The organism is Streptomyces filamentosus, assembly GCF_014654895.1.
Lineage (GTDB): Bacteria > Actinomycetota > Actinomycetes > Streptomycetales > Streptomycetaceae > Streptomyces > Streptomyces filamentosus.
The window spans coordinates 795397-809755 of record NZ_BNBE01000001.1 but is presented as its reverse complement, the minus strand read 5'-3'; the positions used below and the strand labels follow the sequence as shown (position 1 = coordinate 809755).

The 14359-nt window shown below is 75.3% G+C and carries 11 protein-coding genes; 7 read left to right on the top strand and 4 right to left on the bottom strand.

The features are described 5' to 3' along the window. Positions 1–163: 163 nt before the first annotated feature. The 3 genes from IE326_RS03495 to IE326_RS03485 all read left to right on the top strand — a co-directional run bounded on the left by IE326_RS03495 (position 164) and on the right by IE326_RS03485 (position 5310). Positions 164–2932: a YfhO family protein gene (locus IE326_RS03495; protein ID WP_190040788.1), complete on the top strand. Its 2769-nt coding sequence runs from the start codon at positions 164–166 to the stop codon at positions 2930–2932. A 63-nt stretch (positions 2933–2995) separates the two neighbouring features. Next, a complete protein-coding gene (locus IE326_RS03490) occupies positions 2996–3961 on the top strand; it encodes a glycosyltransferase family 2 protein (RefSeq protein ID WP_150236048.1) in 966 nt (321 codons plus the stop codon). Between the two features lie 2 nt (positions 3962–3963). After that, positions 3964–5310: a polysialyltransferase family glycosyltransferase gene (locus IE326_RS03485; protein WP_190040787.1), complete on the top strand. Its 1347-nt coding sequence runs from the start codon at positions 3964–3966 to the stop codon at positions 5308–5310. Between the two features lie 42 nt (positions 5311–5352). Here IE326_RS03485 and IE326_RS03480 read toward each other — a convergent pair whose 3' ends face one another. Then, complete coding sequence (locus IE326_RS03480) at positions 5353–6126, bottom strand: VOC family protein (protein ID WP_150236046.1); 774 nt, start codon at positions 6124–6126, stop codon at positions 5353–5355. Between the two features lie 156 nt (positions 6127–6282). On the opposite strand from IE326_RS03480, the gene IE326_RS03475 reads away from it, so the two are divergent. Beyond that, positions 6283–7110, top strand: a complete 828-nt coding sequence (locus IE326_RS03475; protein ID WP_190040786.1) for a sulfurtransferase — start codon at positions 6283–6285, stop codon at positions 7108–7110. A gap of 77 nt (positions 7111–7187) precedes the next feature. Here the strand turns inward: IE326_RS03475 and sepH are convergent, their stop codons facing one another. Beyond that, a complete protein-coding gene (sepH, locus tag IE326_RS03470; RefSeq protein WP_150236044.1) occupies positions 7188–8243 on the bottom strand; it encodes a septation protein SepH in 1056 nt (351 codons plus the stop codon). A gap of 376 nt (positions 8244–8619) precedes the next feature. Here sepH and IE326_RS03465 point away from each other — a divergent pair, with 376 nt between their 5' ends. After that, positions 8620–9624 (top strand): hypothetical protein, encoded by a 1005-nt coding sequence (locus IE326_RS03465; protein WP_229915191.1) that lies wholly within the window; start codon positions 8620–8622, stop codon positions 9622–9624. Between the two features lie 7 nt (positions 9625–9631). On the opposite strand, the gene IE326_RS03460 is transcribed toward IE326_RS03465, so the two are convergent. Both IE326_RS03460 and IE326_RS03455 read right to left on the bottom strand, forming a co-directional pair. After that, positions 9632–10951: a D-arabinono-1,4-lactone oxidase gene (locus IE326_RS03460; protein WP_190040785.1), complete on the bottom strand. Its 1320-nt coding sequence runs from the start codon at positions 10949–10951 to the stop codon at positions 9632–9634. Next, entirely contained in the window at positions 10911–12152 is a 1242-nt protein-coding gene (locus IE326_RS03455; protein WP_190040784.1) for an MFS transporter, read from the bottom strand. The genes IE326_RS03460 and IE326_RS03455 overlap by 41 nt, the downstream gene beginning before the upstream one ends. Before the next feature lie 176 nt (positions 12153–12328). On the opposite strand from IE326_RS03455, the gene IE326_RS03450 reads away from it, so the two are divergent. Further along, entirely contained in the window at positions 12329–13456 is a 1128-nt protein-coding gene (locus IE326_RS03450; protein ID WP_190040783.1) for a ferrochelatase, read from the top strand. 11 nt (positions 13457–13467) lie between these two features. Then, the gene (locus IE326_RS03445; protein WP_150236040.1) at positions 13468–14277 is read left to right on the top strand and encodes an inositol monophosphatase family protein; all 810 of its coding nucleotides are present in this window, start codon (positions 13468–13470) and stop codon (positions 14275–14277) included. Positions 14278–14359 lie beyond the last annotated feature (82 nt).

The following is a 14359-nucleotide window of genomic DNA, read 5'->3' as shown; positions in this document are numbered from 1 at the left end:
CCGCCTCCCCCGAACGGCGGCGGCGACACCGGGTGTTCACCCGGGGGCTGCCGGGACATCGCCCGGTGATCCTTTCCGGGTCGCTCGAACCAGGAGTAATGGGTCCGTCCCGCCGTGCGCTCGCCGCGGGTGACCGACGAGCCTCGCGCTCCCTGGAGGACCCGTGCCACCCGCCGCCACACCCGCGCCCGCCCCCGACCGGGACGGGGCACGGGGCGGCCTCCGCGCCACCCGGAACCCGCTGCTGCTCGCCCCCGCCGCCGCCGGACCGCTCGCCGCCCTGGTCTTCGTGCTGGCCACCGCGCTGGCCCGCAGCCACCCCCTCGGCCCGTACACCCGCAACGTCGTCGACCTGGGCCAGCAGTACCTGCCGTACCACGCCTACTGGCGCGCCCTCCTCCTCGGCGACACCCACGGGGACGCCTTCCTCAACTGGAACTCCGGCTTCGGCGCGGGCTTCCTCGGCGACATCGGCACCTATCTGAGCAGCCCCTTCTCGCTGCTTGTCGTGCTCTTCCCGGCCGACCGGCCGGAACTCGCGCTGTACGTCATCACCGTGCTCAAGATCGCCGCGGCGGGGGCGGCGATGGCCGCACTGCTGATCCGGCTCCGCCCGGCGGGCCGGGCCGCCGGACCGTGGCCGCTCGCCGCGCTCCTCGGCGCCGCGTACGCGCTCTCCGGCTGGACCTTCAACCACGGCGCCTCCGTGCCCATGTGGCTGGACGGACTCATCGCCTTCCCGCTGCTCTGCCTGGTCGCGGAGTGGGCCAGGACCGGCCGCCGGCCCGTCCTCGGTCCGCTCGTCGTCGCCGTCGCGTGGATCGCGAACTTCTACACCGCCTACATGGCCACCCTCGGCGCCGCCCTCTTCCTCGCCGTTCGGCTCTTCACCGCGGATGCCACGGACGGTACGGATGCCACGGATGGCACGAACGGTGCGGGTGTCACGGGCGCCGCGCCCGCCGCCGACGCCCAGGGCACCCCGGGCGCCCCGTCCGCCGCCCGCCGCCGCCTCGCCGCGCTGCTCCGCGCCGGGTGGACCGTCTGTCTCGGCGTCGGGCTCGCCGCCCCGCTCGTCCTCGTCGTCTTCAGCGGGACGAAGTACGCCGACCCGACCCCCGAGACCGTCTTCGCGCCCGCCTCCTGGACCGAGCTGTTCGGCCGCCTCCTGCCCGCCACCGCCCAGGTGAACACGCCGGCCCTCTTCATCGGCACGCCGGCGCTCGTGCTCGCCCTCTCCCTGCCCTTCAACCGGGCCGTCGCCCCGCGCGTCCGCCGGGCCTGGACGGTCCTGATCGTCCTGGTGACGCTCTCCCTCCAGTGGGGGCCGACCCACCTCCTCTGGCACGCGGGCGCCTCGCCCAACGGCAACCCGTACCGCCAGACCTTCGTGCTCTGCGGCCTGCTCCTCGTCGCCGCCTGGCTGTCCGCCGCCCCGGGCGTGCCCTGCCCCGCCGCCCTGCTCGGCGCCGCCGTCCTCCTCGGGGCGCTCGCTCTCGCCGCCCGCACCAGCCCCGACATCGACGCCTGGACCTACCCCGCGGCCGGCGCCGCGGCCCTGCTCGCCCTCGCCGCCGCGCTCCTCGCCCTCCGCGCCGCCCGCCGCGCGCCCGCCGGCCACGCCGGCCGGTCCGCCGCGGACCCCCGCCCCGCCGGCGCCTCCCGCGCGCTGCCCGTCGCCGCCGCCGTGCTGCTGCTCGCCGCCCAGGCGGGCGAGACGGCCGTCGGGGGGATGCGCGTCGAACGGCAGCAGCGCGCCGAGGTCGCCTGGGCGCCCCGGATCGGGGAGTGGCAGCGGGCGGTGGGCGCCGAGACGGCCCGCGCCGACGCGTGGCCCGCGTACCGCACCGACCCCGGCCCGCTGCCCGGCGGCAACGAACCGCTGCTGCTCGGCGGCGAGGGCGCCGACGCCTACTCCAGCCTCACCACCGAGAACACCTCCCGCACCCTCGACTCCCTGGGCTTCGGCCACTACGCCAAGGGCCGCCACCCCGAGACCCTCGACAACCCGGTGACCGACGCGATCTTCTCCATCGGCGCCCGGGTCCGTTCCGAGGCCACCGAACCGGTGCGCCAGGACGCCGCGCCCCGCGGCACCGCGACCACCGCCCGCACCCCCGTGCCCCCGCTCGTCACCGTCCGCCCCGGCGGGCCCGGCGCCGTCGACCCGGCCGACTCGGCCTTCCGCAACCAGGAACTCCTCCTCGGCGCCGCCGTCTACGCGCAGCCCGCCGTCCGCCGCACCGGCACCACCCTGACCGCCCGCTGCCCGGCCGGCACCGCGCTCTGGTTCTGGGCGCCCGAGTACCACGGCACCGCCGCCCTCGCCGGCGCCGCCCCCGTCGACTACGACGGCCGGCCGCCCGCCGTCCGCGCCGCGATGGCCACCCTCGGCACCGTCCCCGCCGACGGCCGGATCCGGATCGACCTGGTCCCCGAGAAGGGCCTCACGCTGCCCGACCGGCCCGTCGGCTGCCTCGACCGCGCCCGGCTCGCCGCCGCCGTCGCCCGGCTCACCGCCACCGGCGCCACCCGCGTCACCGCCACCGGCCACACCCTCACCGCCGAACTCCCGCCCGGCAGCACCGGAACCGCCGTCGTCGCCGTCCCCCGCACCACCGGCTGGCGGTGCGCCGCGGGCGCCGCCGCCCCCGTCTCCGCCCGCTCCCACCGGGGCCTGATCGCCGTCCCCCTCGACGGCCGCGCGACCCGCGTGAGCTGCTCCTACCGGCCCCCCGGCGTCCGGCTCGGCGCCGCCGCCGGGGCCGCCGCGCTGCTCGCCCTGCTCGCCACCGCGCTCCTCGCCCGGCGCCGTGCCGGGCGGCCCGCCGGGGCTTCGCCCGAGGGACGGCAAGAGTTCACCGACCGTCCACGCGAGGCTCGTTCGAGCGGCCGGGACGCCGATTACGCTGCCCGCCGTACCGGCGCCTGACAGCCGGAAGACACCCCCGATTCCATCCGTGTCCGCCTCCGATCCAGTGTGGGGATTCTCCGCGTGCCCAAACTCTCCGTCGTCGTCCCCTTCCACAACGTCGGGCCGTACGCCCCCGACACCATGCGCAGCCTCGCCCACAACGCGGACCCGGACTTCGAGTTCCTGCTGATCGACGACTGCTCCACCGACGAGACCCCGGACGTCCTCGACCGCTGGAAGGACCGCGTCCCGAACGCCCGGGTCATCCGCCACGAGACCAACCTCGGCGTCGCCCAGGCCCGCAACACCGGCATCGACGCCTCCACCGGCGACTACGTCACCTTCCTCGACGGCGACGACTGGTACGCCCCCGGCCACCTCCGCGCCGCCGTCGACGGCACGGAGCGCCTCGGCGTCGACTTCGCCCGCACCGACCACGTCCTCGCCGAGGGCCGCAAGCGGAACGTCAAGTACGCCCCCGCCAAGGTCCGCGACGCCGTCATGGACCCCCGCGACGGCATCGCCCCGGCCAGCATGATCACGATGGTCGACTACCCCTTCGTCCCCTTCGGCGTCTACGGCCGCACCCTCTTCGAGGACGGCGCGTCCCGCTTCGAGACCAAGCTGCGCACCGCCGAGGACCGGCTCTGGGTCTGGCGCCTCCACCTCAGGGCCCGCACCTACGCCGCCCTCTCCCTGCACGGCGTCTTCTACCGGCGCGGCGTCACCACCTCGCTCACCCAGATCAGCGACAACCGCCAGCTCGACTTCATCCCCTCCTACGACCTCCTCCTGGAGGAGGTCTCCCGGGACCGCGACGCCGACCGCTTCCTGCCCAAGGCCGTCCGCACCTACTGCGCCATGATCGCCTTCCACGTGAACAAGGCCGGGAAGTACGAGCCCGAGGTCGCCGAACGGCTCCGCGCCGACGTCGCCGACGCCCTGCACCGCATGCCGCAGGACGTCCTCGAAGAGACCCTCGCCACCATGGACACCCCCCGCGCCACCCTCCTGCGGAGCCTGCGCGAGACCGGAAGGACCCGCTGACCATGACCACCGACACGGCCACCGGCCCCCGCCCGGTCCAGATCTTCCAGGTCTCCACCCTCTACGGCGCCGCGACCGTCGCCGCCGCCGTCGACGCCGGCCTGTACGGCGCCCCCGGCGAGGCCCGCCGCCTCCTGCTGCTCTCGCACAACGCCGAGATCCCCGAGACGGCGCTCCGCCTGGAGAGCATGACCGGCTACGACCGGATCGCGGCCCGCTTCGACGGCGTCCTCGACTGGAACGAGACGATCCACCCGTACCACCCCGCCGCCTGGGCGCCGCGCCCCGAGGAGACCCCGCTCTGGCAGCGCGTGCTGCGCACCGCCTGGGACCTGGGCACCGCCCGCGTCGAACTGGTCGTGGAGTCCATCCAGGTCAACCCGGCGAAGGCGCTCGGCGCCTGCTTCCCGGAGAGCTCCGTCGAGGTGTACGCCGACGGACTGATGAGCTACGGCCCCACCCGCACCGACGTCGCCCAGTCCCTCGCCTGCCGCATCCGCCGGCTCCTCCACCTCGACCTGGTGCCGGGCCTCACCCCGATGCTCCTCACCGAGTACGGCACCCCGTCCGCGCTCGTGCCCGACGACGCCTTCCGCGCCGTCCTCGCCGAGATCGCCGCGGACGCGGACGCCGACCCGGCGGTCGCCGAGGCCGTGGCCGCCCAGCCCACCGCGCTGCTCCTCGGTCAGTACCTCGCCGCGCTCGGCCTCCTCACCGTCGAGGAGGAGGAGGAACTCCACGTGCGGATGCTCCGCGGCGCCGCCGCCCGGGGCCACTCCTCGATCGTCTTCAAACCGCACCCGACCGCCCCCGCCGGCTACTCGACCGCCCTGCGGGAGGCCGCCGAGGAGGCCGGGGTCCGGCTCACCGTCCTCGACGTGCCGCTGCTCGCCGAGACCTTCTACGAGCGGTGCGCGCTGCGCCTCGTCGTCGGCTGCTTCTCCACGGCGATGCTCACCGCCGCCGTCTACTACGGCATCCCCGTCGCCCGGGTCGGCACCGCCGAACTCCTGGAGCGGCTGACGCCCTTCGAGAACAGCAACCGGATCCCGCTGACCGTGGTCGACCACCTCGTCCCCGGCCTGGAGGAGGGCGGGGAGCCCGCCGTCCCCGGCCCGGCCCCGGCCTCCCTGGCCCCGCTGGTGCGGGCGGTCGGCTACTGCATGCGGCACAAGGCCCACCCGGAGCTGCGGGCCGAGACCGAGCTGTACCTGGCGGCCCACCACGCCGACCCGGCGGTCGCCCACCACTTCGGCGCCCTCCGGCTGACCCAGCTGGGCCTCCCCGGCGGCGAGCCCGCCGCGGCCCCCGCGCGGCAGCGCCGGAGCCTGGTCAGGGGCCGCCGCTAGAGACGGGCAGGGGGAGAACGGGGGGCGGGGGAGCGGCGGCCGTCAACGGCCGTGCGACCTCACGAGGGTGAACACCGCGCCCTCCGGGTCCGCGACCAGGACGAGCCGCCCCGCCGTGCCGTCCCGCGGCGGGCGCAGCACCCGCCCGCCGAGCTCCGTCACCAGCCGGGCCGCCGCGTCCGCGTCGTCGACCTCGAAGTACGTCATCCAGTGCGGCCCCCGGTCCCGGGCCAGCGCGTCGCCCACCCCGTGCAGCGAGGCGACCGGGCGTCCCGCCACGTGCAGGGTGGCGTAGTCGAAGTCGGTCGAGACCACCGGCTCGACCTCGTACCCGAAGACCGACCGGTAGAACTTGCCGACGGCGGCCGTCTCGTAGGTCAGCAGCTCGTTCCACACCGGCGTGCCGGCCGGTCCGGCGAGCGCGGTGCCGTGGTGGGCCTCCGCCTGCCAGATGCCGAAGACGGCCCCCGTCGGGTCGGAGCAGATCGCCATCCGGCCGGCCTCGCCCGCGTCCAGCGGGCCCACCGCCACCGTGCCGCCGCAGCAGCGCACGGTCTCCGCGGTCTCGTCGGCGTCCGCCACGGCGAGATAGGTGGTCCAGGCGGTGTCCAGGTGCCGGTCCGGGGGCAGCTGGCCGATGCCCGCCACCTCCCGGCCGCCCAGCAGCGCCCGTACGTACGGGCCGAGCTGCTGCGGCCCGGGGACGAAGTCCCAGCCGAAGAGCGCCTGGTAGAACTCCCGCGTCGCGTCGATCCCGTGCACCATCAGACTCACCCAGCAGGGTGTCCCCGGGCCGCTCCGAGCCGCCTCGGTCATGGTCACTCTCTCCTCGGCCCTGGTCGTGACCGTGCCCGGCCGGCGCTGGTGCCGGGCCGCGCACGGCGCGCCCCGGCCGCGCCCGGCCTGGCGCGATCCTCCGGGAGGACGCCGGGTCCGTCCCCGCGCGCGCCGCGGCTGCGCGAGGATGACCCCATGAAGCCCATCATCTCCGCAAGCGAACTCGCGAGCGAGTCGGCGGGAGCCCGCCCGCCGGTCCTCCTGGACGTGCGCTGGACCCTCGGGGGCCCGCCCGGACGTCCCGCGTACGAGGCCGGGCACCTGCCCGGCGCGGTCTACGTGGACCTCGACGCCGAACTGGCCGGACCGCCCGGGGAGGGCGGCCGGCACCCGCTGCCCGACCCCGAGTCCTTCGGCGCGGCGATGCGCCGGGCCGGGGTGCGCGCCGACCGCCCCGTGGTGGTCTACGACGGCGGGCTCGGCTGGGGCGCGGCCCGCGCCTGGTGGCTGCTGCGCTGGACGGGCCACCAGGACGTGCGGGTGCTCGACGGCGGCCTGGCGGCCTGGCCGGGGGAGCTGTCGACGGAGGTCCCGGAGCCGGAGCCGGGCGACTTCGTGCCGAAGCCGGGCGGGCTGCGGCTGCTCGACGCGGACGAGGCGGCGGCCCTGGCCCGCTCGGGGCTGCTCCTGGACGCGCGGGCGGCCGAGCGCTACCGGGGCGACGTGGAGCCCATCGACCGGGTCGGCGGCCACATCCCGGGCGCCCACTCGGCCCCGACGACGGAGAACGTCACGGACGGCGGGCTCTTCCTCGCTGCCGACGCACTCCGGGGCCGCTTCGCCGCGCTGGGCGCGACGGAGGCGGCGGAGGTCGGCGTGTACTGCGGCTCGGGCGTCTCCGGCGCCCACGAGGTGCTGGCCCTGGAGCTCGACGGCATCCCGGCGGCCCTCTACGCGGGCTCCTGGTCGGAGTGGTCCTCGGACCCGTCCCGCCCGGTCGCCACGGGCCCCGACCCGCAGTAGGACCCGCTTGGAGGGACCCGCGCACGGGGTCCGCACCGAACCGCTCGGTGCGGACCCCGTCGTACGTCCCGCTCCTGCTACTCCTGCTTCTTCCTGCGCGTCCCGAAGACGATCTCGTCCCAGCTGGGGACCGCCGCACGGCGGCCCGGACGGACGCCGTCGGCCTCCGCCTGCCGGTCGGTGGCGCCGTGCAGCCGGTCGCGGTGGCCGGAGACGGCGCGGGGCATGAGGACGTCGGCGTAGGCCGCGCCCGCCCCGGCGGAGGCGGCGGGAGCCGGGGGCTCCTCCGCCTCGACCTCGTCGGACGGCTCGGTGTCGGGCTGCTCGGGGACGACCAGGTCGCCGCGGAAGCTCGGCACCGCCTCCAGGAGGCTGGTGAGCGAGTCCCGCTCCTCCTCTGGCTCGGCCGGGGGTGCCGGAGCGATCCGGTCGAGCTGCCGGTCCAGGGCGCGGTCCAGCGGCCGGTCCCGGGGCAGCCGGGCGATCCTCGGCACGAAGGGGAAGCTCGGCTCCGGCGCGGCGAGGGTGTCGTCGGTCTCGCCGATCAGCGCCCGCGCCTCGTCGTCCACGGCCTGGACGAGCCGGCGCGGCGGGTCGTAGGTCCAGCTGGCGGTGTGCACCTCGCCGGCGACCCGGTAGACCAGCAGCACCTCCCAGGTACCGTCGTCGCGCCGCCAGGAGTCCCACTGCACGGTGTCCTTGTCGGCACCGCGCAGCAGCAGCCGCTCCTGCACCGCCTCGCCCAGCTGGGGCCCGCTGTTCTCGCCGGGGCGGCGCACGGGGGTCTTGCGGGCGCGCTCGGCCATGAAGGCGCGCTCGGCGAGGACGGGGCCCTCGAAGCGGCGGACGCGGTCGACGGGGATGCCGGCGAGCTGGGCGACCTCCTCCGCGGAGGCACCGGCTCGTATCCGCGCCTGGATGTCACGGGGGCGGAGGTGGCTCTCCACCTCGATCTCGATCTGGCCGAGGCGCGCGCGGTCGTTGCGCACGGCCGCCCGCAGCCGCTCGTCGATCGGAAGCGTGTACTCCGTGCTGTCGGCAGCCTTGAGCACCAGTCGTGTGCCGTCGTTGGAGACGGCCACGACACGCAGTTCGGGCATGGGGACCTCCCGGGTGGTGCCTGCCGACGTCACGTGCGTCGCTGCTTCCGCTAGTCGAGTGTGGCCTGCCCGGGTGCAGCCTGCCACTACCTTGCCGAGTTGCCCGGCGTGTCGGGCGTGGACCCCGGTCCGCCGTTATGGCACGGTTACCTGTTCACTACCCATAGTGACTGGGTGTCACACTGTGTAGCGGTTCCGTTTCCGGGCGCCTGGAAGCGTCCGGACCCAGGGTTCGTCAATGTACTCCATTCGGGCCACTCGGGTGGACCGGCGCGCCGCCCAACTTCTCGGGGGGTGCGGGAGTTGGGCCCCCGTCGTCATTCCTCCCGCGTGGCACTCTTCACAGAACCCCCTGAAACGGAACTATTCGCTTCGCTCATATGTCCCTTCTGGGTGCACGGTGGAACAGATGACCAGGCAGAGGGTGGAGATGCGTCACAGGCAGCCGACCGACACGGACGAACCGGAGATACGGACCCCGGGGGCCGGGAAGGACGACCCCGGGGCCCCGGAGGAGGGCAAGCGGAAGATCGACCTGAGCGTGCCCCAGGTCGCCGGCAGCGCCCTCGCCGCCGTGATCGCCGCGAAACTCGCCTCCACCCTCGGGGTCTACGGCACGATCCTCGGCGCCGGTGTGATCAGCGTCATCGCCACCTGCGGCGGTCCGCTCTTCCAGCAGCTCTTCAAGCACACCGGCCGGCAGATGCGGGACGTGACCGCCGCCGCCAAGCCGAGGGCGCGTCAGGTCCCGGCGCCCGCCCCGGCGGACGACGGCCGCACGCTGATGCTCGGCACGGTCTCCCCGGCCCCGGCGCCGTTCCCGTACGACGAGGAGTTCGGCTCGGCCACCACCCACGGCACCCGGCTGCGCGGCTGGAAGCGCCCGGTGCTGGCCGCCGCCCTCGTCTTCGGCGTCACCATGGGCGGCATCACCACCTACGAGCTGGTCTCCGGCGAGGACTTCAGCGGCACCCAGGGCACCACCACCTTCGGCTCCGTGGTCCGCGGCGGCGGCGGACAGCAGGAGGCCCCCGAGCAGCGGGAGCGGACGCCGGACCAGGAGCAGGGCGAGGAGGACGCCGACCGGCAGGCCCCCGCGCCGACCGGCACCGCCGGGCAGGGCGACGGCCGAGGCGCCGGACGGGGGACCGCCACGGACCCCGCCGCCCCGTCCACCGGCGCCACCCCCGGCGACGGCGACGGCACGGCGGGCGGCGACGCCACGACCGCCCCGGCCCCCGACCCGACCGGCACCGCGGGCGACGGCGCCACGGCCCCGACGCAGGAGCCCGCGGAGCCCACCACCGAGCCGACGGCGCCGCAGACCCCGGCCGGACCCACCGAGGCCCCGGCCGCCGGCCAGACCTCCCCGGAGGCCCCCGCCGCGACCCCGTCCGCCGGCGCCGCCGGCTGAGCCGGCGTCAGTCGCCCAGGACGCGGCGCAGGTGGTCGTTGCCGAAGAGCCGGCCCGGGTCGAGCCGGTCGCGCAGGGCGGTGAACTCGGCGAAGCGCGGATAGGCCGCCGCCAGGTACTCCGCGTCCCGGGTGTGGACCTTGCCCCAGTGCGGCCGGCCGCCGTGGGCGGTCATGATGCGCTCCACCGCGGTGAAGTAGCCGTGGTGGGGCGTTCCCCTGTAGAGGTGCACCGCGATGTAGGCCGTCTCCCGGCCGGAGGCCGTGGAGAGCGCGATGTCGTCGGCGGGCGCGGTGCGCACCTCCACCGGGAAGCTCACCTTCAGGGGCGAGCCCTCCACCATCGCCTTCAGCTCGCGCAGCGCCGCCGTCGCGGCCTCCCGCGGCAGCGCGTACTCCATCTCCAGGAAGCGGACCCGGCGCGGCGAGGTGAAGACCTTGTACGGGATGTCCGTGTACGTCCGGGCGGACAGGGCGCGGCTGGAGATCCGGGCGATCGCCGGGACGGCCGGCGGGACCGCGCGGCCGAGCGAGCAGGCCGCCTGGAAGACGCCGTTGGAGAGGAACTCGTCCTCGAACCAGCCGCCGAGGCGCGACAGCGGGGCGGCGGGGCCGGCGCTGCGGTTGTTGCGCTTGGTGTTGCAGTTGTCCGTGTGGGGGAACCAGTAGAACTCGAAGTGCTCGTTCTCCGCGTGCAGCTCGTCGAACTCGGCGATCACCCGGTCGAAGCGCATCGGCTCCTCCCGCGCGGTCAGCAGGAAGACCGGCTCGACGGCGAAGGTGATCGCGGTGACCACGCCCAGCGCCCCCAGGCCGATCCGGGCCGCCGCGAAGACCTCCGGGTTCTCCTCCGCCGAACAGGTCAGCAGGGTCCCGTCGGCCGTCACCAGCTCCAGGGCGCGGATCTGGGCGGCGATGGAGGCGGAGTCCCGGCCGGTGCCGTGGGTGCCCGTCGAGGTGGCCCCGGCGACGGTCTGCTCCATGATGTCGCCCATGTTCGTGAGCGACAGGCCCTCCCGGGCCAGCGCCACGTTGAGCCGCTTCAGCGGGGTGCCCGACTCCACGGTCACCGTCATCGCCGCGCGGTCGATCCGCCGGATCCCGGTGAGCAGGTCCGGGCGGATCAGCACCCCGTCGGTGGCCGCGATCGAGGTGAAGGAGTGGCCGGTGCCGACCGTCTTCACCCGCAGTCCGTCCGCGGCGGCCCGGCGGATCTCGTCCGCCAGCTCCTCGGCCGACGCCGGCCGTGCCTCCCGCACCGGGCGGGAGGTCACGTTCCCCGCCCAGTTACGCCACGGGCTGCCCGGTCCCGCTGTCCTCGTGCTCATCTCGCCCCTCCCGGTTCGGCACCGGCCTGCGCAGCCGGCGGTGGCCGAGGAGGGCCACCACGACCGCGAGCGCGCCCGAGACGACGGGCACCACGTACGCCGACTCCGCCCCCGAGGCGTCGACCACCCAGCCGGCGGCCGAGGAGCCCAGCGCCACGCCGACCGCGAGGCCGGTGCCCGTCCAGGTCATGCCCTCGGTCAGCTGGGTGTGCGGTACGTGCTTCTCGACGAGGGCCATCGTGGTCACCATCGTCGGTGCGATGGAGAGGCCCGCGACAAAGAGCGCCACGGCCAGCAACGGCAGGTTCCCGGCCAGTAGGAGGGGGATCATACTCACGGCCATCGCACAGACGCCCAGCAGCCACCGGCGGGACGGCTCGCCCTTGAGGTGCAGCAGCCCGAAGACCGCGCCGGCCAGGCAGGAGCCCAGCGCGTAGACGGCGAGGACCAGGCTGGCGGCGGCCTTCTGGCCGCGCTCCTCGGCGAAGGCCACGGTCACCACGTCCACCGAGCCGAAGATCGCGCCGGTGGCGACGAAGGCCAGGGCGAGGACCTGGAGGCCGGGGGAGCGGAGCGCCGAACCGGCCTTGGCGGCGGTCTGCGGGTGCGGCTCCGGCTCGGTGCCCCGCTGGGCGGTCAGCCAGAAGACGCCGATCGCCAGGAAGACGCCCGCGAGCAGCGGGCCCGCCTCGGGGAACCAGGTCGTCGACAGCCCGATCGAGATGATCGGGCCGAAGATGAAGCACACCTCGTCGACGATCGACTCCCACGAGTACGCGGTGTGCAGGGAGCGTCCGTCGCCCCGGTAGATCACCGCCCAGCGGGCCCGGGTCATCGCGCCGACGCTCGGCACGACGCCGATCACGGCCGTGAACGCGAAGAGCGTCCAGTCCGGCGCCTCCTGCTGCACGCAGAGCAGCAGGCCGCCGGCGGCGGCCAGGGAGACCAGGGTGACCGGGCGGAGCACCCGGCGCTGGCCGTACCGGTCGACGAGCCGGGAGACCTGCGGGCCGAGCACGGCGGCGGACATCGCCAGCGTCGCGGAGAGGGCACCGGCCAGTCCGTACCGGCCGGTGACCTGGGAGATCATCGTGACGATGCCGATGCCCATCATGGACAGCGGCATCCGGCCGAGGAAACCGGCGACGGAGAACGACGCGGTACCGGGCGCCGAGAAGATCGCGCGGTAGGGACTGGGCAAGGGGTTCTCCGGCTCTGCGACGCGGCGTGCCGTCCGCGTCGCGGTCAACACGTGTAATTAACAGCTAAAGCCTAAGGGTTCGAAGCCCCGGGGTCACCCCCGAATTCCGGTCGGGCCGCCGGATTCCGGACGGGCCGCGCCCCGGGCCGCCGGTGCCGGGTGGGAGGATCGGTGCCATGTCCGATCAGCACGATCCCGCCCCGTACGACGCCCTGCTGCTGCTCTCCTTCGGCGGCCCGGAGGGCCCGGACGACGTCGTCCCGTTCCTGGAGAACGTGACGCGCGGCCGCGGCATCCCGAAGGAACGGCTGAAGGAGGTGGGACAGCACTACTTCCTCTTCGGCGGCGTCTCCCCGATCAACGGCCACAACCGCGCGCTCCTCGACGCCCTGCGGACCGACTTCACCGCCGCGGGCCTCGACCTGCCGGTCTACTGGGGCAACCGGAACTGGGCCCCCTACCTCACCGACACCCTCCGCGAGATGGTCCACGACGGCCGCCGCCACATCGCCGTCCTCACCACCAGCGCCTACGCCTCCTACTCCGGCTGCCGCCAGTACCGCGAGAACCTCGCCGACGCACTCGCCGCCCTGGAGGCCGAGGGCCTCCCGCTGCCCAGGGTCGACAAGCTCCGCCACTACTTCAACCACCCCGGCTTCGTCGAACCCGTGGTCGAAGGCGTCCTCGCCTCCCTCGCCGACCTCGACGACACCGTCCGCGCCGGCGCCCACCTCGCCTTCACCACCCACTCCATCCCCGACTCCGCCGCCGACTCCTCCGGCCCCGCCGCCGGCCACGGCTCCGGCGGCGCCTACGTCAGACAGCACCTCGACACCGCCAGGACCGTCGCCGACGCCGTCCGCGACAGGACCGGCACCGCCCACCCCTGGAAACTCGTCTACCAGTCCCGCAGCGGCGCCCCCCACATCCCCTGGCTCGAACCCGACATCTGCGACCACCTGGAAGAACTCCACGCCACCGGAGCACCCGCCGCCGTCATGGTCCCCATCGGCTTCGTCTCCGACCACATGGAAGTCCTCTACGACCTCGACACCGAGGCCACCGCCAAGGCCGCCGAACTCGGCCTCCCCGTCCGCCGCTCCGCCACCGTCGGCGCCGACCCCCGCTTCGCCGCCGCCGTCCGCGACCTCCTCCTCGAACGCGCCGCCACCGAACGCGGCACCCCCACCCGACGCTGCGCCCTCGGCACCCTCGGCCCCTCCCACGACCTCTGCCCCATCGGCTGCTGCCCCGCCCGCACCGACCACCCCGCCGCCGCCGGCGCCGACAGCCCCTACGCCTGAGGAGCCCCGCCGTGACCACCGAGTCCGACCCCCTGCTCGCCGAACTGCTCGACCTGGCCCTGGAGGCCGCCCGCCGGGCCGGCACGCTGCTGCGCGACGGCCGGCCCGACGACCTGGCCGTCGCCGCCACCAAGACCAGCGCCATCGACGTCGTCACCGAGATGGACATCGCCGCCGAGAAGCTGATCACCGGCTTCCTCGCCGAGCACCGCCCCCAGGACGGCCTCCTCGGCGAGGAGGGCGCCGCCACCCCCGGCACGAGCGGCGTCCGCTGGATCATCGACCCCCTCGACGGCACGGTGAACTACCTCTACGGCCTGCCGTCCTGGGCGGTCTCCATCGCCGCCGAGCGCGACGGGGAGACCGTCGTCGGCGTCGTCGAGGCCCCGCTGCGCGGCGAGACCTACCGGGCCGTCCTCGGCGGCGGCGCGTACGAGGGGGAGCGCCGGCTCGCGGTCCGCACCGCGCCCCCCTTCGAGCAGGCCCTGCTCGGCACCGGCTTCGGCTACGTGCAGGCCCGCCGCGCCCACCAGGCCGAGGTCCTGCGGGAGGTCCTGCCGCTGGTCCGGGACATCCGGCGCGGCGGCTCGGCCGCCATCGACCTCTGCGACGTGGCGGCCGGCCGGCTCGACGCGTACTACGAGCGCGGGCTCAACCCCTGGGACCACGCGGCAGGGGCCCTGATCGCCCGCGAGGCGGGCGCGCGCACCGGCGGGCGCCCCGGGGAGCCCGAGTCCGGGGAACTGGCCGTGGCGGCCCCCGAGGGCCTCTTCGAGCCCCTCCAGGAGCTGCTGGAGCGGCTGGGCGCCTGGCACGACTGAGAACGGCCCCCGAACGCGGCGGTGCCCCGGGACCACGAGGTCCCGGGGCACCGCCGCGGCACTCCCGGGGGAGTGCCGTCGC